The organism is Rhizobium sp. X9, assembly GCF_018873185.1.
Lineage (GTDB): Bacteria > Pseudomonadota > Alphaproteobacteria > Rhizobiales > Rhizobiaceae > Agrobacterium > Agrobacterium oryzihabitans.
Genome location: NZ_CP071311.1, coordinates 1,357,946 through 1,378,930 on the forward strand (window position 1 = coordinate 1,357,946; position 20,985 = coordinate 1,378,930).

Sequence of the window (20,985 nt, forward strand, 5' to 3'; positions counted from 1 at the left end):
CCTGAAGGAGACGACTATGCCCAACCATCCCTTTGAACCTACCGCCAACGGCTATGCCGGCCGCGTCCGGCTATTCGGCATCGACGAGGCGATCGTGCTCGTCGGCATCGATCCGAGCGACGCCGAGAACGCGCCGGCCTATCGCATCCACCTCGACGACGAGGACGGCCCCGAGATCGGCGCTGCGTGGAAACGTGTCGGCGAACGCGCCGGTGACTACATCGCCCTAGAGATCGACAGCCCGCTCTTTCTGACCGTGTTTCGCCCGGCACTGTTCCAGGCCGACGACGACGGCCGCACCTTCCGGCTCGCATGGAAGCGGCCCCGGCAGCGCGAAGACCGGAGCTGACCGATGCCGGCTCCGATCATCTCCATGCTCGCGGCCCGGCGCGTTGGCCGGGCCGGATCGGCATGTCGCCGCGCCGTTCTCGCCACCCTCGGCGTGCTCGCCTTCTGCGCGGGGCCGACCGGGGCAACGGCGCAGACCCCGCCGGTCGCCCGTCCGTCCGCCACCGATCCCTATGCCGCCCACATCGCCGAGGCGGCGCAGCGGTACGGGATTCCCGAACGCTGGATTCGCGCCGTGCTGCGCGCCGAAAGCGCGGGTGATGTGCGCGCGATCTCGTCGGCGGGCGCGCTGGGGCTGATGCAGGTCATGCCGGATACATGGGCCGCCTTGCGCGCCCGCTACCGTCTCGGCCGCGACCCCTATGACCCGCACGACAACATCATGGCGGGCGCGGCCTATCTGCGCGAAATGTGGGACCGCTACGGCGATGTCGCCGCGATGCTCGCGGCCTACAACGCCGGTCCCGGCCGCTATGACGATCATCGCTCGACGGGCCGCGCCTTGCCGGCCGAAACGCGGGCCTATGTCGCCGCGCTCGTGCCGGTGCTCGGCGGCGCGGCCGCACCCGAAACGTCCGTCTGGCGAGCCGATCCGCCACCCGACTGGCGCGAGGCGGCGATCTTCGTCGTGCGTTCAGCCGACGCTCGCCCCGCCGGTTCGCGGTCGGACAATGCGCGTTCGGACGACAGCCGATCCTCCGTCACGGCGCGGCCATCCGATCCCGCCGCGACATCGGATTCGCCCCTTGTCGTCGCACGCTCCAGCCCCGGAGAGCGCCCATGAGCGTGCGGGCCGTCCTTCGCATCCCTTCGTATTCCGGCGTGTCATGGAGGATGGAAGGGGCAGAGGCAGGCAGAACAACCGGACGATGGCGAGATAAAAAGGCGCACGGTGCGCTTCGGTTGGTCGGTTGTTTTTGCATGGTTTTTTGGCGCGTTCCGCACCGTGCCGCGCTTTCGCGCACCGTGCGCTGCACGCCTATCTTTCTGATTTCCCTGTTCCTTTTGCACCGTGCGAGGTTCCGCCATGGCCGATGACAGCGAAATTCGCGTCCGGCCTGGGCGCATCCGCTCGACCCGCGCACAGCAGGCCCGGCCCTTCATTTCGCAGGCGCTCGCCGCCGCGCAGAAGGCCGGTGGCCGCGTCTCCCGTTCCGGCAAGATTACGACGGGCAACCGCTCGCGCTTCGGGCGCGGCCAGCGCGCCAGCATCCAGGCCAACCGGCTGCTCACCGGCCGCTCACGCATCGTCGTCATCAAGACCCGCGTGGTGCGCCATAGCGCACGCGCCGCGCCGCTGGCTGCGCACCTCTCATATCTCCGCCGCGACGGCGTGACCCGAGACGGGGAGAAGGCGCGGCTGTTCGGCCCTGAAGGCGACAATGTGGATGCCCGCGACTTCGCGGCGCGCTGCGAGGATGACCGGCACCATTTCCGCTTCATCGTCTCGCCCGAGGACGCCGTGGATATGGCCGACCTCAAGGACCATGCCCGCGAGCTTATGGGGCAGATGGAAAAAGACCTCGGCACCAAACTCGATTGGGTCGGCGTCGATCACTGGAACACCGACAATCCCCATATCCATATCATCGTCCGCGGCCGCACCGACGACGGCCAGGACCTCGTAATCTCCCGCGACTACATCAAGGAGGGAATGCGCGCCCGTGCACAGGATCTCGTGACGCAGGAGCTGGGCCAGCGCACCGATCTGGAGATCAACCGCAATCTGGAGCGGCAGGTCGAGGCCGAACGCTGGACGCAGCTCGACCGCCAGCTTGTCCGCGACGCCGGCAAGTCCGGCATCATCGACCTCGCGCCGCAGCCCGGCCAGCAGCCGGACGAATTTCACGCGCTGAAGGTCGGCCGGCTGCGCACGCTCGAAATCTGCGGGCTCGCCGGACAGGTCGGGCACCAGCAATGGTTCATCAAGCCCGAGGCCGAAGCGACGCTGCGCGAACTCGGCGAGCGCGGCGACATCATCAAGCGGATGCACCGGGCGCTGACGACAAGCGGCATCGAGCGCGGCTCGGCCAGCTACGTCCTTGCCGGCGAGAGCCTCGACGTTCCCGTCATCGGCCGCCTGGTCGAACGCGGCCTCGACGACGAGCTGAAGGGAACGGCCTACGCCGTGGTCGACGGCGTGGACGGCCGCACCCATCACATCCGCCTGCCGCATCTCGACGCCACCGGCGACAGCCCGCCGGGATCGATCGTCGAGCTGCGCACCTATGAGGACGCGAAAGGCGATCGTCGCGTCGCGCTCGCCGTCCGCTCCGATCTCGATCTCCAGCATCAGGTGAGCGCCACCGGCGCGACCTGGCTCGACCGGCAATCCATCGCCCGCGAACCCGTCGCCATGTCGGACGGTAGTTTCGGCGCCGAGGTGCGGGACGCGATGCGGCAGCGTGCGGAGCGTCTGGTCGGCGAAGGTCTCGCCGAGCAGCAGGGCCGCCGCGTCATCTTCAACCGCAACCTGATCGACACCCTTCGCCGCCGCGAAGTCGAGGCCGTCGCCGGCCGGCTCGCGAAGGAGACCGGCCAGCCCTTCAAGCCGGCCGAGAGCGGCGAATATGTCGCCGGCACCTATCGCCAGCGCCTGACGCTCGCCTCCGGCCGCTTCGCCATGATCGACGACGGCCTCGGCTTTCAGCTCGTGCCCTGGTCGCCATCCCTCGACAAGCAGCTCGGCCGCCACGTCTCCGGCGTCGCCCGCGACGGCGGCGGCGTCGATTGGGACTTCGGGCGCAAGCGCGGGCTCGGCCTCTAGCCTCAACAGAGAAGGAACATCGCAATGTCCGCGACCAAAATCCTATGGGGACAGATTCTGATCGTCTTCCTCATCGTGCTCTCCACCACCTGGGGCGCGACCGAATATGTCGCCTGGAGCCTCGGGTTTCAGGCGCAGCTCGGGCCGCCCTGGTTCGTCCTCTTCGGCTGGCCGTTCTACCACCCGCCGGCCTTCTTCTGGTGGTGGTTCTCATACGATGCCTATGCGCCGGAGATCTTCACCCAGGGCGCGTTCATCGCCGCGTCTGGCGGCTTCATCGCCATCGCCGTCGCGATCGGCATGTCGGTCTGGCGGGCGCGCGAAGCCAAGGACGTCGCCACCTATGGCTCGGCGCGCTGGGCCGAGAAGGAAGAGGTGAAGGCCGCCGGGCTGCTCGATCCCGATGGCGTCGTGCTCGGCCGCTACGACCGCGACTATCTGCGCCATGACGGGCCTGAGCATGTGCTGTGCTTCGCGCCGACGCGATCGGGCAAGGGCGTCGGCCTCGTCGTGCCGTCATTGTTGACCTGGCCGGGCTCGGCAATCGTCCACGACATCAAGGGCGAGAACTGGACGCTGACGGCCGGCTTCCGCGCGCACCACGGTCGCGTGCTCCTCTTCGATCCGACCAATCCGAAATCCTCGGCCTACAATCCCTTGCTCGAGGTGCGCCGCGGCGAGTGGGAAGTTCGCGACGTGCAGAACATCGCCGACATCCTGGTCGATCCCGAAGGGAGCCTGGACAAGCGAAACCACTGGGAGAAAACCAGCCACTCCCTTCTTGTCGGCGCCATCCTGCATGTCCTCTATGCCGGGGACGACAAGACGCTCGCCGGTGTCGCCGCCTTCCTCTCCGATCCGAAACGTCCGATCGAGTCGACGCTTGCCGCGATGATGACGACCAGCCATCTCGGCGAAGCGGGGCCGCACCCGGTCATCGCCAGCGCGGCGCGCGAATTGCTCAACAAATCCGACAATGAACGCTCGGGCGTGCTCTCCACCGCCATGTCGTTTCTCGGATTGTACCGCGATCCGGTCGTCGCCGAGGTGACGCGGCGCTGCGACTGGCGGATCGCCGACATGGTGGGCGGCAAGCTCCCGACCACGCTCTACCTCGTCGTGCCGCCATCCGACATCAATCGCACCAAGCCGCTGATCCGCCTCATCCTCAATCAGATCGGCCGCCGCCTGACCGAAGACCTGCAGGCGAAGGGCGACCGGCACCGCCTGCTGTTGATGCTCGACGAGTTTCCGGCGCTGGGGCGGCTCGACTTCTTCGAGAGCGCGCTGGCCTTCATGGCGGGCTATGGCCTCAAAGCCTTCCTGATCGCGCAGTCGCTCAACCAGATCGAAAAGGCTTACGGCCCGAACAACTCGATCCTCGACAACTGCCATGTGCGCGTTTCCTTTGCCACGAACGACGAGCGCACCGCCAAGCGCGTGTCCGATGCGCTGGGCACCGCGACCGAGATGAAGGCGATGAAGAACTATGCCGGGCACCGGCTGTCGCCCTGGCTAGGCCATCTGATGGTCTCACGCTCGGAGACCGCCCGCCAGTTGCTCACCCCCGGCGAGATCATGCAGCTCCCGCCGAGCGACGAGATCGTCATGGTCGCCGGCACCCCGCCGATCCGGGCGAAGAAGGCGCGCTACTATGAAGATGCCCGTTTCCGCGAGCGCCTTCTTGCCCCGCCCGAACTGAAACGTCCCAACAAGCCTCGCCCCGACGACTGGAGCAGCCTGCCGATCCCGGCGAGGCCGGACGCGCTGGACGCGCAGCCTGCCGAGCTGTCCGACGACGAAGACACCACCGATTCCGAACGCCGGCTGCAACCCGAACTCAGCCGCGCCAAGCCGGTGGAGAAGAAAGAACCCATTGCCAACGAGTTCGAGATCGAGCTTCCCGACGACGCCGAGGAGGACGCCGTGCGCAACCGGCGTATGCTTCGCCAGATGCAGGGCGTGGCGCGTCAAGTCTCGCTCGACCCGAATGACGGCATGGAGCTGTGAGCGCGCCATGACCAGTCATCGGAAAAAGTCGAAGTTCACGGTCTATCTGGACCCCGACGTGACGCAGGCGCTGGCGGATTTTGCCGCGCGCCGGGATCAATCGCAGTCCATGATCGCCGAGGCCGCCATCGCATCGTTCCTGTCGCCGGACGATGCCGAGCGACGAGAGGCGGTCGTCGCCAAGCGCCTCGACCAGATCGACCGCCGCATGACCCGCCTGGAGCGGGATGTCGGCATCGCCGTCGAAACGCTGGCGGTGTTCATCCGCTTCTGGATCACGACCACGCCGGCCTTGCCGGAGCCTGCCGCACAGGCGGCACGCGCCAAATCAGCCGAGCGGTATGAGGCGTTCATCACCGCGCTCGGCCGGCGCCTCGTGAAAGGACCGAAGCTGCGACAGGAGATCCCCGAGGATGTCTCCAACTCGGAGCCGTGACGATCTCGCGCGTCATCTGGTGAAGCCCCCCGATGACAACAAGATCAGGGCTCCGCCGCCGTTCTCCTGTATTTGCACGCCACGCTACTACTACGACCGATACTTGTTGAACCGGCCCGATTTCGGGCTCTTTTAATCATCCCCGATCGGGGAACTCTCTGTTGCGTCCCCTTGGCTTTGGGGGCGGCATGACTTCTTCTTCTCATCAGAAACCGGAGGCGATCCAGCGCGGCGCGCGCATGCTGCGCACCGCGCTCGGTCCCGCCATCGCCCGGTTCCTTGAGGACGACGGCATCGTCGAAGTGATGCTGAACCCCGATGGGCGCATCTGGATCGACCGGCTTTCCCAAGGGCTGTCCGACACCGGCGAAACCCTCTCGCCCGCAGACGGCGAGCGCATCGTCCGCCTGGTCGCCCATCATGTCGGTGCAGAGGTCCATGCCCGGTCCCCGCGCGTCTCGGCCGAACTGCCCGAGACGGGGGAGCGGTTCGAGGGGCTTCTTCCGCCCGTCGTCGCCGCACCGGCCTTCGCGATCCGCAAGCCCGCCGTCGCCGTCTTCACGCTCGACGATTACGTCGCCGCCGGGATCATGACCGCCGACCAGGCCGCGACCTTGCGGGCGGCCGTCGCATCGCGCGCCAACATCCTCGTCGCGGGCGGCACCTCGACCGGCAAGACCACCCTGACCAATGCGCTGCTCGCCGAGGTGGCGAAGACGCAGGATCGCGTCGTCATCATCGAGGACACGCGCGAGCTGCAATGCGCCGCGCCCAACCTCGTTTCCATGCGGACCAAGGAGGGCGTCGTCACGCTCTCCGATCTCGTGCGGTCCTCGCTGCGCCTGCGCCCCGACCGCATCCCGATCGGCGAGGTGCGCGGCTCCGAAGCGCTCGACCTCCTCAAAGCCTGGGGCACCGGCCATCCGGGCGGCGTCGGCACGATCCACGCCGGCACCGGCATCGGCGCGCTACGTCGTCTCGAACAGCTCATCCAGGAAGCCGTCGTCACCGTTCCGCGCGCGCTGATCGCCGAGACGATCGACCTCGTAGCCGTCCTCTCCGGCCGCGGCTCCGCACGCCGGCTCGCCGAACTCGCCCGCGTCGAAGGACTCGGCCCGGACGGGGACTACCGCGTCACCCCCGCAACCCTTGACCTCACAGGAGAACCTTCATGATCCGCATCCCGCTGCGCGTCCATCGCACCGTCGCGACCGTCGCCGCCGTCGCCTATGTCAATCTCGTCCTCGTCCCGGCCGCGCACGCTTCCGGCTCTTCCATGCCGTGGGAAGCGCCGCTCCAGAAAATCCTCGAATCGATCGAGGGGCCGGTCGCCAAGATCGTCGCGGTCATAATCATCATCGCCACGGGCCTCGCGCTCGCCTTCGGAGACACGTCGGGCGGCTTCCGCAAACTCATTCAGATCGTGTTCGGCCTGTCGATCGCGTTTGCGGCCAGCTCGTTTTTCCTGAGCTTCTTCAGCTTCGGCGGCGGGGCGCTCGTCTGATGGCCGTCGCCTTCGAGCAACTGGATGTACCGGGGTTCACCGTCCCGGTTCACCGCGCACTGACCGAGCACATCCTGCTCGGCGGTGCGCCGCGCTCCATCGCGATCCTCAACGGGACGCTGGCCGGGGCCGTAGGCCTCGGCCTGCGCCTCTGGCTGGTCGGTATCGCGATCTGGGCCATCGGCCATGTCGCGGCCGTGTGGGCAGCCAAGCGCGATCCCCAATTCGTCGAAGTCGGCCGGCGCCATCTGCGCCTCCCGGCTTTTCTCGCGGTCTGAAGGGAGGTGACGCCCATGATGAACCTCGCCGAATATCGCCGTACCGCCTCCCGCCTTGCCGATTTCCTGCCCTGGGCCGCTCTGGTCGGCCCCGGCGTCGTCGTGAACAAGGACGGCTCTTTCCAGCGCACGGCGCGCTTCCGTGGCCCCGATCTCGATAGCGCCGTCGCCGCCGAGCTGGTTGCCGTTGCGGGCCGCATCAACAACGCTTTCCGCCGTCTCGGCTCCGGCTGGAGCATCTTCGTCGAGGCGCAACGCAGCGAAGCCGCGACCTATCCCGACAGCACATTCCCCGATCCAGCATCCGGCCTGGTGGACGAGGAACGCAAGGCCGACTTCGAGGAGGCCGGCATCCACTTCGTGTCGGACTACCTCCTGACCATCCTCTATCTGCCGCCGGCCGAGGACGCCGCGCGGGCCGAGACCTGGCTCTACGAGGGCCGCGAGCAATCCGGCGTCGATCCCCAGGAAGTGATGCGGGGTTTCATCGACCGCACCGATCGCGTGCTCGCGCTCCTCGACGGCTTCATGCCCGAATGCGGCTGGCTCGATGACGCGGAGACGCTGACCTATCTGCATTCGACCGTCTCGACCAAGCGCCACCGCGTCCGCGTGCCGGAAACCCCGGTCTATCTCGATGCGCTGCTCGCCGATCAGCCGCTGACCGGCGGCCTGGAGCCGCGTCTTGGCGATCAGCATCTGCGCGTTCTCACGGTCATCGGCTTTCCGACCGCGACGACGCCCGGCCTGCTCGACGATCTCAACCGGCTCGCTTTTCCATATCGGTGGTCGACCCGCGCGATCCTGCTCGACAAGACCGACGCGACCAAGCTGCTGACCAAAATCCGCCGCCAATGGTTTGCGAAACGCAAATCGATCGCCGCGATCCTCAAGGAAGTTCTGACCAACGAGGCGTCGGCGCTGGTCGATACCGATGCGTCGAACAAGGCGGCCGACGCCGATCTGGCCTTGCAGGAGCTGGGCGCCGATGTCGCCGGCATGGCCTATGTCACCGCGACGATCGTGGTGTGGGACGCCGATCCGCGTCTTGCCGACGAGAAGCTGCGCCTTGTCGAGAAAGTCATCCAGGGCCGCGACTTCACGGCCATGGTCGAAGGCGTCAACGCGGTCGATGCCTGGCTCGGTTCGCTCCCCGGTCATGCTTACGCCAACGTCCGCCAGCCTCCCATCAGCACTTTGAATCTCGCCCACATGATCCCGCTGTCGGCGGTGTGGGCGGGGCCGGAGCTGGACGAGCATTTCGGTGCGCCCCCCTTGCTTTACGGCAAGACCGAAGGCTCGACCCCGTTCCGGTTATCCCTTCACGTCGGGGACGTCGGCCACACGCTCGTCGTCGGCCCTACCGGCGCCGGCAAGTCCGTGCTGCTCGCGCTCATGGCCTTGCAGTTCCGACGCTACGAGCGCAGCCAAGTCTTCGCGTTCGATTTTGGCGGCAGCATCCGCGCCGCCGCCATCGCGATGGGCGGCGACTGGCACGACCTGGGCGGCGGGCTAACCGAAGGGGACGAGTTCTCCGTTTCGCTCCAGCCGCTCTCCCGCATCCACGACACCTATGAGCGTGCCTGGGCGGCCGACTGGATCGTCGCAATCCTGATGCGTGAAGCGATCCAGATCACCCCGGACGTGAAGGAGCATATCTGGACGGCGCTGACCTCGCTGGCGTCGGCGCCGGTCGAGGAACGCACGATCACCGGCCTGTCGGTGCTGCTCCAGTCCAACGACATCAAACAGGCGCTCCGGCCTTATTGCGTCGGCGGCGCCTATGGCCGGCTGCTCGATGCCGAGGCCGAGCATCTCGGCTCGGCCGCCGTGCAGGCGTTCGAGATCGAGGGCCTGGTCGGGACCGGCGCCGCGCCTGCGGTGCTTTCCTATCTCTTCCACCGCATCGGCGACCGGCTCGACGGGCGGCCGACGCTGCTCATCATCGACGAGGGCTGGCTGGCGCTCGACGACGAGGGTTTCGCCGGCCAGCTCAGGGAGTGGCTGAAGACGCTCCGCAAGAAGAACGCATCGGTCATCTTCGCCACGCAGTCGCTCAGCGACATCGACAATTCGAGCATCGCGCCGGCCATCATCGAAAGCTGCCCGACGCGGCTGTTGCTCCCGAACGAACGCGCGATCGAGCCGCAGATCACGGCCATCTATCGCCGCTTCGGCCTCAACGACCGGCAGATCGAGATCCTCGCACGCGCGACGCCCAAGCGCGACTATTACTGCCAGTCGCGGCGCGGCAACCGCCTGTTCGAGCTGGGCCTGTCCGAAGTCGGCCTCGCGCTCTGCGCCGCATCCTCGAAATCCGACCAGACCCTGATCGCCAACCTCGTCGCCGAACACGGCCGCGACGGCTTTCTCGCCGCGTGGCTGCGCGCCCGCGACGTCGGATGGGCGGCTGATCTCATTCCAACTTTCTCGTTCCGCCAAGCAGCAAAGGAGTCCTGACTATGCTTACCCTTCGTATCCGCTCGCGCGCCATGGCGCTCGCCGCGACCATGCTGGCGGCAGCCCCGCTCGCGCTCTCGCCGATGATGGCGACACCCGCGCACGCGATCATCGTCTTCGATCCCAGCAACTATGCGCAAAACGTCCTCACGGCGGCGCGCACGCTGGAGCAGATCACCAACCAGATCACCTCGCTCCAGAACGAAGCGCAGATGCTCATCAACCAGGCGAAGAACCTGGCGAGCCTGCCTTACTCGGCGCTCCAGACCTTGCAGCAGAACGTGCAGCGCACCCAGCAGCTTCTCCAGCAGGCTCAGGGCATCGCGTTCAACGTCCAGCAGATCGACCAGATGTTCACCCAGAAATACGGCAACGTCTCGATGTCGACGACCGACAAGCAGATGGTCGCCGACGCCCGCTCGCGCTGGCAGAACACCGTCGGCGGGCTTCAGGACGCGATGCGCGTGCAGGCCGGCGTCGTCTCCAACATCGACACCAACCGCACGCAGATGTCGGCGCTGGTCAGCCAGAGCCAGGGCGCGACCGGCGCGCTTCAGGCGACACAGGCCGGCAATCAGATCCTCGCCCTGCAATCGCAGCAGCTTTCGGATCTCGTGGCGCTGCTCGCCTCTAACGGCCGCGCCAGCGCGCTCACCGAGGCGGAACGCACCGCCGCCGCCGAACAGGGCCGCGAACAGCGTCGCCGCTTCCTGACGCCGGGCTCGGGCTACCAGCCCGGCAACGCCCAGATGTTCAACAGCGGCAAATAAGGCCGGAAAGGAGGAAGCTCATGGACGGCAAGATGCTGGCCCGGCTGGGCGCTATCGTATTCGTCGCGGTCGCCGTCACGGCGACGGCGATCGAAATGACCCGCAAGCAGGACGCGCCAGCATCGCCGTCGGCGCGTCAGCTTCAGCCCGAAGGCGATCCGCTGCGCGAGAGCCAGCGCCGGTGCCAGCAACTTGGTCAACAGGCCGCGAGCGATACGGAGTGCCTGCGCGTCTGGGCCGAAACCCGCGACCGCTTTCTCGGCCACGCGCCGACGCCGGTCGCACCGGCAACGCCCGCCACCCCGGAAGGGCGGTGAGCCATGGGCGGCGCAGGCGTCATCGACAATTTCCTCGGCGTATTCACCAAATACATCGACTCTGGCTTTGGCCTTCTCTCCGGTGAAGTAGCGTTCATCGCGACCACGTTGATCGTGATCGACGTGACGCTGGCGGCCCTGTTCTGGAGCTGGGCCGGCGATGACGACATCATCGCGCGCCTCGTCAAGAAGACGCTGTTCGTCGGCGTCTTCGCCTATCTCATCGGCAACTGGAACAATCTCGCCAAGATCGTCTTCGACAGCTTCGCCGGGCTCGGCCTAAAGGCAAGCGGGACCGGGTTTTCCGCGGCCGACCTGATGCGCCCCGGCAAGGTCGCGCAAACCGGCCTCGATGCCGCCCGGCCGCTGTTGGAGGCGATCTCGCCACTGATGGGCTGGATCTCCGTGTTCGAGAACCTGATCCAGATCGTCTGCCTGCTTTTCGCCTGGGCGCTGGTGATCCTCGCTTTCTTTATTTTGGCGATCCAGCTTTTCGTGACGCTGATCGAGTTCAAGCTGTCGACGCTCGCCGGTTTCGTCCTCATTCCCTTCGGTCTCTTCGGCAAGACCGCCTTCATGGCCGAGCGCGTGCTTGGCAACGTCATTTCCAGCGGCATCAAGGTTCTGGTCCTGGCCGTCATCATCGGGATCGGCTCGACCCTCTTCGGCGAGTTCACCAAGGGCTTCGGCGGCACGACCCCGACCGTCGACGACGCCATGGCGATCGTGCTCGCCGCCCTCTCCTTGCTCGGCCTCGGCATCTTCGGCCCCGGCATCGCCAACGGCCTCGTCTCTGGTGGTCCGCAGCTCGGCGCGGGTGCGGCGGTGGGCACCGGCCTTGCCGTGGGAGGTGCTGCCCTTGCCGCAGGCGGTGCGGCGGGTCTCGCCCTCAAAGGTGGATCGGCGGCGCTCTCCGGTGGCGCTGCCGCTGCACGCGGCGGCGCGACAGCGGCAGGCGCAGCATCGACCGCCTATTCGCTTGGTTCCATGGGGCAGTCCGGTGCGGCGGGCGTCGCCTCCGGCGTGGGCGGCGTCGCCCGCGCCGCAGGCTCCACAGCCGTCTCGCCGCTGAAGCGCGCCGTAGCGCGTGCTTCCGAAAGCATGAAATCCAGCTTCTCCGATGGCGCCAAGGCCGGATTTGGCGCGACCGGCGGCTCCTCGACCATGGGAACCGTCGGCGGTGAAGCCGCCGAGGCCGCATCCACGCCGACAGCAGCGGCAGGCGACGCCCCGGAATGGGCCAAGCGCATGAAGCGCAGCCAGCACCTTTCTCACGGCGTCAGCGCCGCCGCCCATGCCGTCAAGTCCGGCGACAGCCACGGCTCCGGCTCTTCCATCAACCTTTCCGAAAGCGACCGCTCATGAACATCTTCAAGCGACCCGCCGTGCATTACGGCAAGACGCCCGAACCCGAGACGCCTTACCAGCAAGCCGCGCAGGTCTGGGATAACCGCATCGGCTCGGCCCGCGTGCAGGCCAAGAACTGGCGCTACATGGCCTTCGGCTCGCTCATTCTCTCGGCGGGCTTCGCCGGGGCGCTCGTCATCCAGTCCGCACGCGGGACCGTCGTACCGTGGGTTGTCCAGGTCGATAAACTCGGCCAGGCGCAGAGCATTGCGCCGGCCACCGCCGACTATCGCCCGACCGATCCGCAGATCGCGTGGCATCTCGCCCGCTTCATCGAGCAGGTCCGCTCGATCCCCGCCGATCCGATCATCGTCCGCCAGAACTGGCTTCGCGCCTATGAGTGGACGACCGATCGCGGCGCCGCCGCGCTCAACGACTATGCCCGCACCAACGATCCCTTCACCAAGGTCGGCAAGCAGCAGATCGCTGTCGACGTCTCCAGCGTCATCCGCGCGTCACCGGATTCGTTCCGCGTCGCCTGGACGGAACGACGCTACGAGAACGGGCAGCTTTCAGCGACCGAGCGTTGGACCGCGATCCTCACCATCGCCGTTCAGCCGCCGCGCGATGCCGAACGGCTCAAGGCCAATCCCCTAGGAATCTATGTCAATGCGATTTCGTGGTCGCGGGAGATCGGCCAATGAAATCGGCTTTCCGTAAATCCGTAGTCCCGGCTGTACTGCTGGCCGCGACCGCATTGGCAGGCTGCGCCACCAACAAGCCGCCGTCGATCAGCTATGACGCCAGTGTGCCGCCGTTACCGGCCATTCCCGCTGCTGTCATCGATGACCGGCCGAAGCCGGTGCTGATCCCGCCGGCCTGGACGGTCGCACGCGGTGGCGAGACCGCCGGCACCCCGACCGGTCGCGTCGAGAACGCCAATGCCGCTGCCCGCGTGCAGCCGCGCCGCGAGGGCTATTTCAACGCCATTCAGGTCTATCCATGGTCGGAAGGCGCGCTCTATCAGGTCTATGCCGCACCCGGCCAGATCACCAATATCGCGCTCGAACCCGGCGAAAGCCTGACCGGCGCAGGTCCGATCGCTGCCGGCGATACCGCCCGTTGGATCATTGGCGACACCGAATCCGGTTCCGGCGTGGCCCGTCGTGTGCATGTGCTGGTGAAGCCAACGCGCGCCGACATCACCACCAATCTCGTCATCACCACCGACCGGCGCACCTACATGGTCGAGTTGCGATCCGGCGAGAAGCCCTATATGCCGGCCGTGTCTTGGTCCTATCCGCAGTCGGCAGGCGGCGGGCGTCAGGCCGTTCCCGCAACGCCGGTCATCCCCGCCGTCGCCGCCCGCAACTATCGCTATGGCCTGACCGGCAGCGACAATCCGCCATGGAAGCCCGTCGTCGTCTATGACGACGGCCGCCGTGTCTATGTCGAATTCCCGCGCGGCATCGTGCAGGGCGAGATGCCGCCGATCTTCGTCATCGGCCCGGAAGGTGAAGCGCAGATCGCCAACACCCGCATCTATCAACACATCCTGATCGTCGATCGCCTGTTCGGGGCGGCCGAACTGCGCCTTGGCGGCGGAGAGCGTCAGCAGGTCGTCAGGATCGTTCGCACCGACGGGAGGCCGCAGTCATGAGCGATACAGAAACCAACGCAGCCCCTATGCGCCTGCGCGCAGAAGCTCCGCGCGTCACGCGGCTGTCGCGCAAGATGCTCGCCAGCGTCGCGGCCGTGGCCCTGGTCGGGATCGGCGGGGCGCTGATCTACGCGCTCCAGACACCCACTGGCGGCGATGGCGGGGAAGAACTCTACTCCACCGCCAACCGGCAGACCGCCGATGGTCTTGCGAGCCTGCCACGCGACTACACCGGCCCCGTCCTCGGGCCGGCGCTGCCCGGCGATCTCGGCGGCCCAATCCTGTCCGCGCAGAATGCCGGCCAGCCGGTCGTGTCGCCCGTGGTGCCGTCACCCGGAGTCGACGAGGCCGAGCAGCGCCGCCGCGCCGAGGAAGAAGCCGCACGCCTCAGCACGGTCTTCTTCCAGTCGAGGCAAGGATCGACCGCGGCTACACCGGGCGCTATGCCCGGCCTTACAGGCTTCGATCCCGCCAGCGCCGCCACAGGCCAACCGACCGCGCAGGACCGGCAGCTTGCCTTCCTCAACGCCGCGGCCGACCGGCGCACGGTCACGCCGGATCGCGTGACGCCGCCGGCGTCGCCCTTCGTGCTTCAGGCGGGCGCGGTGATTTCCGCTGCGCTCATCACCGGCATTCGTTCCGATCTTCCCGGCCAGATCACCGCGCAGGTCACGGAGAACATCTATGACAGCCCGACCGGCAGCATCCTCCTCGTGCCGCAGGGGACGCGGCTCATCGGCGAGTACGACAACAGCGTCCAGTTCGGACAGCGCCGTGTGCTGCTCGTCTGGAACCGACTCATCATGCCGAACGGCCGCTCGATCGTTCTCGAGCGTCAGCCGGGCGCTGACACACAGGGCTATGCCGGCCTTGAAGATGGTGTCGATTACCACTGGTGGGATCTCGCCAAGGCCGCCGCACTCTCGACGCTCCTCGGCGTCGGCGCGGAACTCGCCACCGACGACAACGACCGGCTGCTCCGCGCCGTGCGCGACGGCGCGCAGGACACCGTGAATCAAGCCGGTCAGCATATCGTCCAGCGCCAGTTGCAGGTCGCGCCCACGCTGACCATCCGGCCCGGCTTCCCGGTCAGGGTCATCGTCACGCGCGATTTGGTGCTCGAACCTTACAGGAGCTGACCATGACTAAGCTGAAACTCGGCCTCATCGCTGACGACAAACCCGTCAAGATCACCGTGGAACTGCCGGGGCCGCTTCACCGCGATCTGGCTGCCTATGCTGAAATTCTGGAGCGTGAGTCGGGACACACCTTAAGCGATCCGACAAAGCTGATCGTGCCGATGCTCGAACGGTTCATTTCAACCGACCGGGGATTCGCGAAGGCGAAAAAGATGACCAAAGCAACACCTTCTTCGTCAGGGAGCGGCCACCTATAGGCCCAGTCCATTCCTCTTTGATATCGACTTTGCCAAACTCAAAAGTCTGCGAAGTGCTGGGTTGTCATTCTTTGCAGACCATACAGCACTGAATGGCAATACCTCACCTGCGATCGGCCGATAGGTGATACCCGGAAACGTTGCGGCCGTCGTCGATTCGCTGGTTAGCGTCATCCCTTTTCCGAGCCCGACCAAGGGAAAGAGGTTGTCTCGGCCTACACCCTGCCGTCGGATATCAGGGTGACGGCCGAGATCTGCGAGTCGGTGGACAAGATAGTCATGTACCTCCTGCCCAGGGGCCGTCTCACTGACGATGAACGGCTCCTGAACCAAATCGCGCCAGGTCAGCTCTTCGCTCGCAGCAAGCGGATGGTCTTCCTGCAATACCGCAAAGACCTTCTCCGTCCAAAGATGTATCCGGTCACAGTCGGACCATTCGCGCACACCCGTCAAAAAGGCCACGTCGAGACTGAGCTGTCGGATTGCGGCTACGTGTTCCTCGGGATTGCCGTCGATCAGTTCGACCCGGACACTCGCGTGGTGTTGGCCGTAGTCTCGCAGCAGCTCAGTCAAAAAGCCGGAAGCGATGGAGGAAAAGATGCCGATCTTGACGCTTCCGCACTCGGAGCGACCCAAAGCAGCGACGTCCTGTGCGCCTTCTCCAAGATTTCGGATAATCTGGCGCGCTAGCCGGAGAAACCGCTTTCCGGCAAACGTGAGACCTACGCCGCCGCTATGTCGATGAAACAGTGCCGCTCCCAGATGATCTTCGAGATCTCGAATTCTGCGGCTGATAGCTGGTTCCCCAACCCCGATGGCAACGCCCGCCTTTCGGAAGCTGCCATGCTCAGCCGCGGCGACAAAATAGCGGAGATGGCGGAGTTCAATGCCCGACAAAAAAGACTTCGCCATCGGCACTTACCTTCGGCCGACAAAGGGGCAAACCGAAGAATGGGGTCGAAGCGTCGAAGCTCGAGGGCAGACTATGTGACGCTCGCAACTTCTCAGCATTGCGTCATCAACACGGTTGAGCGAACGTCGCAGACGTTGCCGATTCGATTGTTTTCAATCGAGTTCCGAACGTAGAGATAGCTCACATCTTCAGTCATCTGAGCCGCTCACTCCCTTAGCGGCCGATGGCCGTTCAACTCAAGGACGATTGAACAATACAACAATTGAACATATATTCAATATTAAAAATTATATCTATCAGTGCCCCCGATCGCGTGAGCGTCGGTCGCGAATAGGACGCACAGTCATCCTGTTTCGATCAGGCATACCTCCGCATGCGTCACCCATTCGAGTTGGCATCGTGCAGATTCCAACGGTGACAAGGTCAAGCCCATTTGTCGGGGAATGTACGTGATCTTGTGGTGTCTGCGCACAGCTTTCAAATTTTTTACGCGGGCCGGTTGACAATAAAACATTTGAACATGTATTCAATTGTTGAACCTAAACGCAATCACTGGACCGACCTATGGCAGACCACTCTCACAGCGACCACCACGGCCATGATCACGATCATGATCATGATCATTCGCACGTTCCGACCGTGACGAAGGAAAACGAGCGGAAGATCCTCATTTCCTTCTTCATCATCTTCACCTTCATGGTCGTCGAAGCCGTCGGCGGCGTGATTTCCGGCTCGCTCGCGCTGCTCGCCGATGCCGGGCATATGCTTACCGACGCAATCGCGCTCGGTCTCGCTTACGTCGCCTTCCGCCTCGGACGCCGCGCCGCCGACGGCCAGCGTACCTTCGGCTACGCCCGCTTCGAGGTAATCGCGGGCCTCGTGAATGCCCTTACCCTGTTCGGTATCGTCGGCTGGATCGTCTATGAGGCCATTGAGCGTTTCCAGGAACCGCAGCCGGTCATGGCTGGTTCGATGTTCGTCGTCGCCCTAATCGGCATGCTCGTGAACCTCTTCGTGCTCTGGTATCTGACGCGCGGCGATTCCGATCACGTCAACGTCAAGGGCGCCGTGCTGCACGTCATGGGTGACCTGCTCGGCTCCGTCGGCGCGATCGTTGCGGCCGTCGTAATTTGGTACACGGGCTGGACCCCGATTGACCCCATCCTGTCGGTGTTCGTCTCTCTGCTGATCCTGCGTAGCGCCTGGAGCTTGCTGAAGAATACGCTGCATATCCTGCTCGAAGGTGCGCCGGACAACGCCAGTGCCGAAAAGATTTCCGAGCATCTGCGCAAGTCTGTTCCGGGCATCCAGAGCGTCAACCACATCCACGTCTGGTCGCTGACCTCGGGGCGCGTGCTTGCAACGCTTCAGGTGCAGCCGGCGGAGGGCGTCGATGTTCGCAGCGTGATGCAAAAGGTGGAGCATGAACTGAAGACGGAGTTCAAGATCGAACACCCGACGATCGGGATCGACTGGGACGGCGTAGCCAGTTGCACACTGGAGGAGCCGAGCAAGGCAGCGGTTTCCCACGCAGGCCATTCGCATTAGCCGCCCCGTTTCCAAGGGTCCGCTCGGAAACTGGAAAGGAACGACATTGAACAAGGCAGGTTCCCCTTCGACCCAGGAGTTGAACTTCCTATCCGAAACCTTTCGCCTGCTGGGTGACCCCAGCAGGCTTAGGATTCTCCTTCATTGTGAGAACGGTCCGAAGTCGGTGACGGATATCTCCGAAACGCTTGACCTGTCGCAGTCGCTCGTCAGCCACCACCTCCGACTACTTCGCGGCGCGCGGCTGGTGACGCGGGTCCGACACTCAAAGCAGATGTTCTATGAAATCTCCGATCAGCATGTCGGGGACGTCCTGCTCGATATGCTCTCGCATGTACGTGAGGACAGAGAGAGCGTTGCCGAACAGCATGTCGTCGACGCGCAATCCTGAACATCTCGCGCGATAGGGCTGAACAGATCATCGCGAGGTGAGAGACAAAGGCCCGGAGACCACCACTCTTCAGATGAAAGACTTTGACGATGAACGATGCCGAAATTTGCATCGATATGGCTGACCGCCCGGCATGTCCGATTGATGAGGAAAGCTCTGTGCTATCCGCGCTGGCGGTTGAGAGAGCCGAATATCCCGACAACTATACCACGACGCGGCATCGCCATCATTGCGCGCGCCTTCTGCACGCCGTATCAGGCGCCGTTGCCGTCTCGACCCCGCAGGGCGTCTGGATCGCTCCGCCTGGTCACGGCCTCCTGATACCTCCCGGTGCGGATCACGACGCCCACATGTTTGGCAATGTGATCGTCCAAATTCTCGACATCAAGCGTGCGTCCGCGGTCGATCTCGGCGAGAATTGCTTCGTAGTCGATCTGTCCCCGTTGCTACGCCACCTTATCGAGACGGTGGCTACGCCTCGCACGAATTCTCCGTCAAGTGGACGAGAGACAGCAATCGCCGGCCTTCTTTTGTATGACCTTCAACATAGCCCTCGTCGGCCCCTTTTCCTCCCGCTCCCGTCCGACACGGTCCTTGCACAACGCTGCACCAACTTTCTGAAAGAGCCGAGAGCAGCCGACTCGATTGAACAGTGGAGTGTCAGCATGGGCATAAGCCGCCGAACATTCACGCGAAGGTTCAGGAGCGAGACCGGCCTGAGCTTCGTGGCATGGCGGCAGCGAGCATGTCTGATCGCGGCAATTGCTCGTATGGCTCAGGGCGACCCCATTAGAAAGGTTGCATTCTGGCTGGGATATGCGAGCCCGGTGGCTCTCGCCGCCATGTTCAAACGCTGGCTCGGAATCACGCCAACGGCTTACTTGCAGACTTGGCGCTGACGCCACTCTGTCGATAGGCTGGTTGCATTATCCCCTCCAGGGGGATAGGATAATTGTTATGGACGAACAAGCCAATGCTCATCGAACTCACACAGCGATCGTGAAGCGCCTCAAGCGCGCGGACGGCCATTTGCGCGGGATCGTCGAGATGATCGAGGCCGGCCGGCCGTGCCTCGACATCGCCCAGCAGCTTTACGCGGTCGAGAAGGCAATCGCGCAGGCCAAGCGGACGCTGATTCAGGACCACCTAGACCATTGCCTCGAAGACGTGGTCGGGACGCTTTCGAAGAACGATCGCCGTTCGATCGATGAATTCAAGGACATAACCAAGTATCTGTGAGGTCCCCATGTTGCAGGTTCTTGGAAACCGCACCTATCGCCACCTCTTCCTGGCGCAGGTTATCGAGCTTGTCGGAACAGGGCTTGCAACGGTCGCGCTCGGGCTATTGGCCTATGATCTCGCCGGCCCCGATGCGGGTGCGGTGCTGGGAACGGCGCTCGCCATCAAGATGATCGCCTATGTGGGGGTGGCACCTGTCGCAGCGGCCTTTGCGGGGCGCCTGCCGCGTCGCACGATGCTGGTCTGCCTCGACCTCGTGCGCGCCGCCGTGGCATTGTTTCTACCGTTCGTGACCGAGATTTGGCAGGTCTATGCCCTTATCTTCGTCCTTCAATCGGCCTCCGCCGGCTTCACGCCGACCTTCCAGGCGACAATTCCGGACGTTCTGCCCGATGAGAAGGACTACACGAGGGCGCTATCGCTCTCGCGCCTTGCCTACGACCTTGAAAGCGTTGTCAGCCCAATGCTTGCTGCAGCCCTGCTGACGGTCATCAGCTTCCATAACCTTTTTGCTGGTACTGTCGTCGGCTTTGTCTGCTCGGCGATCCTCGTCGTTTTGGTTACCTTGCCGAGTCCCAAGGCGAGCGAGCAGCGCAGCATCTACGATCGAACGACGCGCGGCCTGCGAATCTATCTCGCCACGCCGCGCCTGCGGGGCTTGTTGGCGCTGAACCTCGCGGTGGCGGCAGCAAGCGCGATGGTGATCGTCAATACCGTTGTTCTCGTGCAAGCGGACTTCCGCCTCAGCCAGCACGCCACGGCGCTTGCACTTGCGGCCTTCGGTGCAGGCTCGATGGTCGCAGCGCTTTTCCTGCCGCGCCTTCTGGATAAAATTCCCGATCGAAGGGCGATGCTGACAGGCTCGGCCATTCTGGTCTTCGGACTCTTCGCAGGTTCCGCCGTTTCCAATTTCGGATTTGCGTTGTCGCTTTGGTTCGTTCTGGGGTTTGGCTATTCAATGACGCAGACGCCGTCCGGCCGACTGCTCCGCCGCTCGGCGCATCCAGAAGACAGGCCGGCGCTCTTTGCGGCTCAGTTCGCGCTTTCCCATGCCTGCTGGCTGATCACCTACCCCCTCGCGGGTTGGCTTGGCGCGGCAATGGGTCTCCCGTTCACCTTTGTCGCGCTCGGACTGATGGCCGCATTGGCCGTATCGGTAGCAGTCCGCCTCTGGCCCGCGGCAGATCCCGAAGAACTCGACCATACGCATGAAACGCTTGAAGTGAGCCATCCCCACCTGTTGAATGCGATCACAGTCGACAACGGATATCGGCATCGCCACGCCTTTGTCATTGACCGCCATCATACTGAATGGCCGCGTTTCAGATAATGTCGCCGCATGATCGCGGTTCTGGTGATTGAGTACGCTGGTGGCCTGCTTGAATGTGTCCCTCGCGGCATTCTTTTCCGTCACGCTTGTGACGATGCAGTCTGATCTTGGTAGGATTGATGTTAACCTACATCGCCTTGTCTTTGGTCAGCGCTGCTGACTTAAACAACATAGCTTTCTCAATCGCCAACCGGGTGAGTACCATTGGTATCAAGTGTTTCCATCGGCGCTAAAATACCCCGCTTACGGCATTAGGCCGGAAATCTTACAT

Annotated in this window: 22 protein-coding genes; 21 read left to right on the forward strand and 1 reads right to left on the reverse strand. The window is 64.5% G+C overall.

The genetic code is table 11. The annotated features are described in order from the left end of the window. Positions 1-16: 16 nt before the first annotated feature. From JZY08_RS06660 to JZY08_RS06735, 16 genes are all read left to right on the forward strand, one after another. Positions 17-349: a DUF736 domain-containing protein gene (locus JZY08_RS06660; protein WP_080921905.1), complete on the forward strand. Its 333-nt coding sequence runs from the start codon at positions 17-19 to the stop codon at positions 347-349. A gap of 3 nt (positions 350-352) precedes the next feature. Continuing rightward, positions 353-1,132 carry a lytic transglycosylase domain-containing protein gene (locus JZY08_RS06665; RefSeq protein WP_080921906.1) on the forward strand — a complete coding sequence of 260 codons (780 nt, stop codon included), beginning with the start codon at positions 353-355 and terminating at the stop codon, positions 1,130-1,132. 243 nt (positions 1,133-1,375) lie between these two features. After that, positions 1,376-3,115 carry a VirD2 family relaxase/mobilization nuclease gene (locus JZY08_RS06670; protein ID WP_080921907.1) on the forward strand — a complete coding sequence of 580 codons (1,740 nt, stop codon included), beginning with the start codon at positions 1,376-1,378 and terminating at the stop codon, positions 3,113-3,115. Positions 3,116-3,139: 24 nt separating this feature from the next. Beyond that, complete coding sequence (locus JZY08_RS06675; RefSeq protein ID WP_111383225.1) at positions 3,140-5,125, forward strand: conjugal transfer protein TraG; 1,986 nt, start codon at positions 3,140-3,142, stop codon at positions 5,123-5,125. A gap of 7 nt (positions 5,126-5,132) precedes the next feature. Further along, positions 5,133-5,561 carry a CopG family transcriptional regulator gene (locus tag JZY08_RS06680; protein WP_080921909.1) on the forward strand — a complete coding sequence of 143 codons (429 nt, stop codon included), beginning with the start codon at positions 5,133-5,135 and terminating at the stop codon, positions 5,559-5,561. 188 nt (positions 5,562-5,749) lie between these two features. After that, positions 5,750-6,736 carry a P-type conjugative transfer ATPase TrbB gene (gene trbB, locus JZY08_RS06685; protein WP_080921910.1) on the forward strand — a complete coding sequence of 329 codons (987 nt, stop codon included), beginning with the start codon at positions 5,750-5,752 and terminating at the stop codon, positions 6,734-6,736. Then, complete coding sequence (locus JZY08_RS06690; RefSeq protein WP_080921911.1) at positions 6,733-7,065, forward strand: TrbC/VirB2 family protein; 333 nt, start codon at positions 6,733-6,735, stop codon at positions 7,063-7,065. The genes trbB and JZY08_RS06690 overlap by 4 nt, the downstream gene beginning before the upstream one ends. After that, positions 7,065-7,343: a VirB3 family type IV secretion system protein gene (locus JZY08_RS06695; RefSeq protein ID WP_047143435.1), complete on the forward strand. Its 279-nt coding sequence runs from the start codon at positions 7,065-7,067 to the stop codon at positions 7,341-7,343. Before JZY08_RS06690 ends, JZY08_RS06695 begins: the two co-directional genes overlap by 1 nt. A 15-nt stretch (positions 7,344-7,358) precedes the next feature. Beyond that, a complete protein-coding gene (trbE, locus tag JZY08_RS06700; RefSeq protein WP_080921912.1) occupies positions 7,359-9,803 on the forward strand; it encodes a conjugal transfer protein TrbE in 2,445 nt (814 codons plus the stop codon). Positions 9,804-9,805: 2 nt separating this feature from the next. Next, positions 9,806-10,573, forward strand: a complete 768-nt coding sequence (trbJ, locus tag JZY08_RS06705; RefSeq protein ID WP_080921913.1) for a P-type conjugative transfer protein TrbJ — start codon at positions 9,806-9,808, stop codon at positions 10,571-10,573. Positions 10,574-10,593: 20 nt separating this feature from the next. Then, the gene (gene trbK-alt / locus JZY08_RS06710) at positions 10,594-10,890 is read left to right on the forward strand and encodes a putative entry exclusion protein TrbK-alt (RefSeq protein WP_080921914.1); all 297 of its coding nucleotides are present in this window, start codon (positions 10,594-10,596) and stop codon (positions 10,888-10,890) included. A gap of 3 nt (positions 10,891-10,893) precedes the next feature. Further along, a complete protein-coding gene (gene trbL / locus JZY08_RS06715) occupies positions 10,894-12,255 on the forward strand; it encodes a P-type conjugative transfer protein TrbL (RefSeq protein ID WP_080921915.1) in 1,362 nt (453 codons plus the stop codon). Then, positions 12,252-12,941, forward strand: a complete 690-nt coding sequence (gene trbF, locus JZY08_RS06720) for a conjugal transfer protein TrbF (RefSeq protein ID WP_080921916.1) — start codon at positions 12,252-12,254, stop codon at positions 12,939-12,941. Before trbL ends, trbF begins: the two co-directional genes overlap by 4 nt. Further along, positions 12,938-13,897: a P-type conjugative transfer protein TrbG gene (gene trbG / locus JZY08_RS06725; RefSeq protein ID WP_080921917.1), complete on the forward strand. Its 960-nt coding sequence runs from the start codon at positions 12,938-12,940 to the stop codon at positions 13,895-13,897. The genes trbF and trbG overlap by 4 nt, the downstream gene beginning before the upstream one ends. Beyond that, on the forward strand, positions 13,894-15,036 hold the full coding sequence (locus JZY08_RS06730; protein ID WP_080921918.1) for a TrbI/VirB10 family protein: 1,143 nt from the start codon (positions 13,894-13,896) through the stop codon (positions 15,034-15,036). Before trbG ends, JZY08_RS06730 begins: the two co-directional genes overlap by 4 nt. Before the next feature lie 2 nt (positions 15,037-15,038). After that, entirely contained in the window at positions 15,039-15,293 is a 255-nt protein-coding gene (locus JZY08_RS06735) for a DUF2274 domain-containing protein (RefSeq protein ID WP_080921919.1), read from the forward strand. Here the strand turns inward: JZY08_RS06735 and JZY08_RS06740 are convergent. After that, positions 15,288-16,205 (reverse strand): LysR family transcriptional regulator, encoded by a 918-nt coding sequence (locus tag JZY08_RS06740; RefSeq protein WP_080921920.1) that lies wholly within the window; start codon positions 16,203-16,205, stop codon positions 15,288-15,290. The genes JZY08_RS06735 and JZY08_RS06740 overlap by 6 nt on opposite strands. A 565-nt stretch (positions 16,206-16,770) precedes the next feature. Between JZY08_RS06740 and JZY08_RS06745 the strand changes: the two genes are divergently transcribed. The 5 genes from JZY08_RS06745 (at position 16,771) to JZY08_RS06765 (ending at position 20,714) form a co-directional block, all read left to right on the forward strand. Continuing rightward, positions 16,771-17,754, forward strand: coding sequence for a cation diffusion facilitator family transporter (locus JZY08_RS06745; RefSeq protein WP_080921921.1), 984 nt, complete (start codon positions 16,771-16,773; stop codon positions 17,752-17,754). A 46-nt stretch (positions 17,755-17,800) separates the two neighbouring features. Next, entirely contained in the window at positions 17,801-18,145 is a 345-nt protein-coding gene (locus JZY08_RS06750; RefSeq protein WP_080921922.1) for a helix-turn-helix transcriptional regulator, read from the forward strand. An 89-nt stretch (positions 18,146-18,234) separates the two neighbouring features. Further along, entirely contained in the window at positions 18,235-19,044 is an 810-nt protein-coding gene (locus JZY08_RS06755; protein ID WP_080921923.1) for a helix-turn-helix domain-containing protein, read from the forward strand. A 58-nt stretch (positions 19,045-19,102) separates the two neighbouring features. Beyond that, positions 19,103-19,384 carry a metal-sensing transcriptional repressor gene (locus JZY08_RS06760; RefSeq protein WP_080921924.1) on the forward strand — a complete coding sequence of 94 codons (282 nt, stop codon included), beginning with the start codon at positions 19,103-19,105 and terminating at the stop codon, positions 19,382-19,384. 7 nt (positions 19,385-19,391) lie between these two features. Then, positions 19,392-20,714: an MFS transporter gene (locus tag JZY08_RS06765; protein ID WP_111383227.1), complete on the forward strand. Its 1,323-nt coding sequence runs from the start codon at positions 19,392-19,394 to the stop codon at positions 20,712-20,714. The last annotated feature ends 271 nt before the right edge of the window (positions 20,715-20,985 follow it).

Bases quoted from the DNA above. Each gene is read 5' to 3' on its own strand.
- JZY08_RS06690 (WP_080921911.1), top strand. From the start codon at position 6,733: ATGATCCGCATCCCGCTGCGCGTCCATCGCACCGTCGCGACCGTCGCC.
- trbE (WP_080921912.1), top strand. From the start codon at position 7,359: ATGATGAACCTCGCCGAATATCGCCGTACCGCCTCCCGCCTTGCCGAT.
- JZY08_RS06665 (WP_080921906.1), top strand. From the start codon at position 353: ATGCCGGCTCCGATCATCTCCATGCTCGCGGCCCGGCGCGTTGGCCGG.
- JZY08_RS06760 (WP_080921924.1), top strand. From the start codon at position 19,103: ATGGACGAACAAGCCAATGCTCATCGAACTCACACAGCGATCGTGAAG.
- JZY08_RS06660 (WP_080921905.1), top strand. From the start codon at position 17: ATGCCCAACCATCCCTTTGAACCTACCGCCAACGGCTATGCCGGCCGC.
- trbK-alt (WP_080921914.1), top strand. From the start codon at position 10,594: ATGGACGGCAAGATGCTGGCCCGGCTGGGCGCTATCGTATTCGTCGCG.
- JZY08_RS06695 (WP_047143435.1), top strand. From the start codon at position 7,065: ATGGCCGTCGCCTTCGAGCAACTGGATGTACCGGGGTTCACCGTCCCG.
- JZY08_RS06735 (WP_080921919.1), top strand. From the start codon at position 15,039: ATGACTAAGCTGAAACTCGGCCTCATCGCTGACGACAAACCCGTCAAG.
- trbL (WP_080921915.1), top strand. From the start codon at position 10,894: ATGGGCGGCGCAGGCGTCATCGACAATTTCCTCGGCGTATTCACCAAA.
- JZY08_RS06670 (WP_080921907.1), top strand. From the start codon at position 1,376: ATGGCCGATGACAGCGAAATTCGCGTCCGGCCTGGGCGCATCCGCTCG.
- trbB (WP_080921910.1), top strand. From the start codon at position 5,750: ATGACTTCTTCTTCTCATCAGAAACCGGAGGCGATCCAGCGCGGCGCG.
- JZY08_RS06730 (WP_080921918.1), top strand. From the start codon at position 13,894: ATGAGCGATACAGAAACCAACGCAGCCCCTATGCGCCTGCGCGCAGAA.
- JZY08_RS06740 (WP_080921920.1), bottom strand. From the start codon at position 16,205: ATGGCGAAGTCTTTTTTGTCGGGCATTGAACTCCGCCATCTCCGCTAT.
- trbJ (WP_080921913.1), top strand. From the start codon at position 9,806: ATGCTTACCCTTCGTATCCGCTCGCGCGCCATGGCGCTCGCCGCGACC.
- JZY08_RS06765 (WP_111383227.1), top strand. From the start codon at position 19,392: ATGTTGCAGGTTCTTGGAAACCGCACCTATCGCCACCTCTTCCTGGCG.
- JZY08_RS06680 (WP_080921909.1), top strand. From the start codon at position 5,133: ATGACCAGTCATCGGAAAAAGTCGAAGTTCACGGTCTATCTGGACCCC.
- trbF (WP_080921916.1), top strand. From the start codon at position 12,252: ATGAACATCTTCAAGCGACCCGCCGTGCATTACGGCAAGACGCCCGAA.
- JZY08_RS06745 (WP_080921921.1), top strand. From the start codon at position 16,771: ATGGCAGACCACTCTCACAGCGACCACCACGGCCATGATCACGATCAT.
- JZY08_RS06755 (WP_080921923.1), top strand. From the start codon at position 18,235: ATGAACGATGCCGAAATTTGCATCGATATGGCTGACCGCCCGGCATGT.
- trbG (WP_080921917.1), top strand. From the start codon at position 12,938: ATGAAATCGGCTTTCCGTAAATCCGTAGTCCCGGCTGTACTGCTGGCC.
- JZY08_RS06675 (WP_111383225.1), top strand. From the start codon at position 3,140: ATGTCCGCGACCAAAATCCTATGGGGACAGATTCTGATCGTCTTCCTC.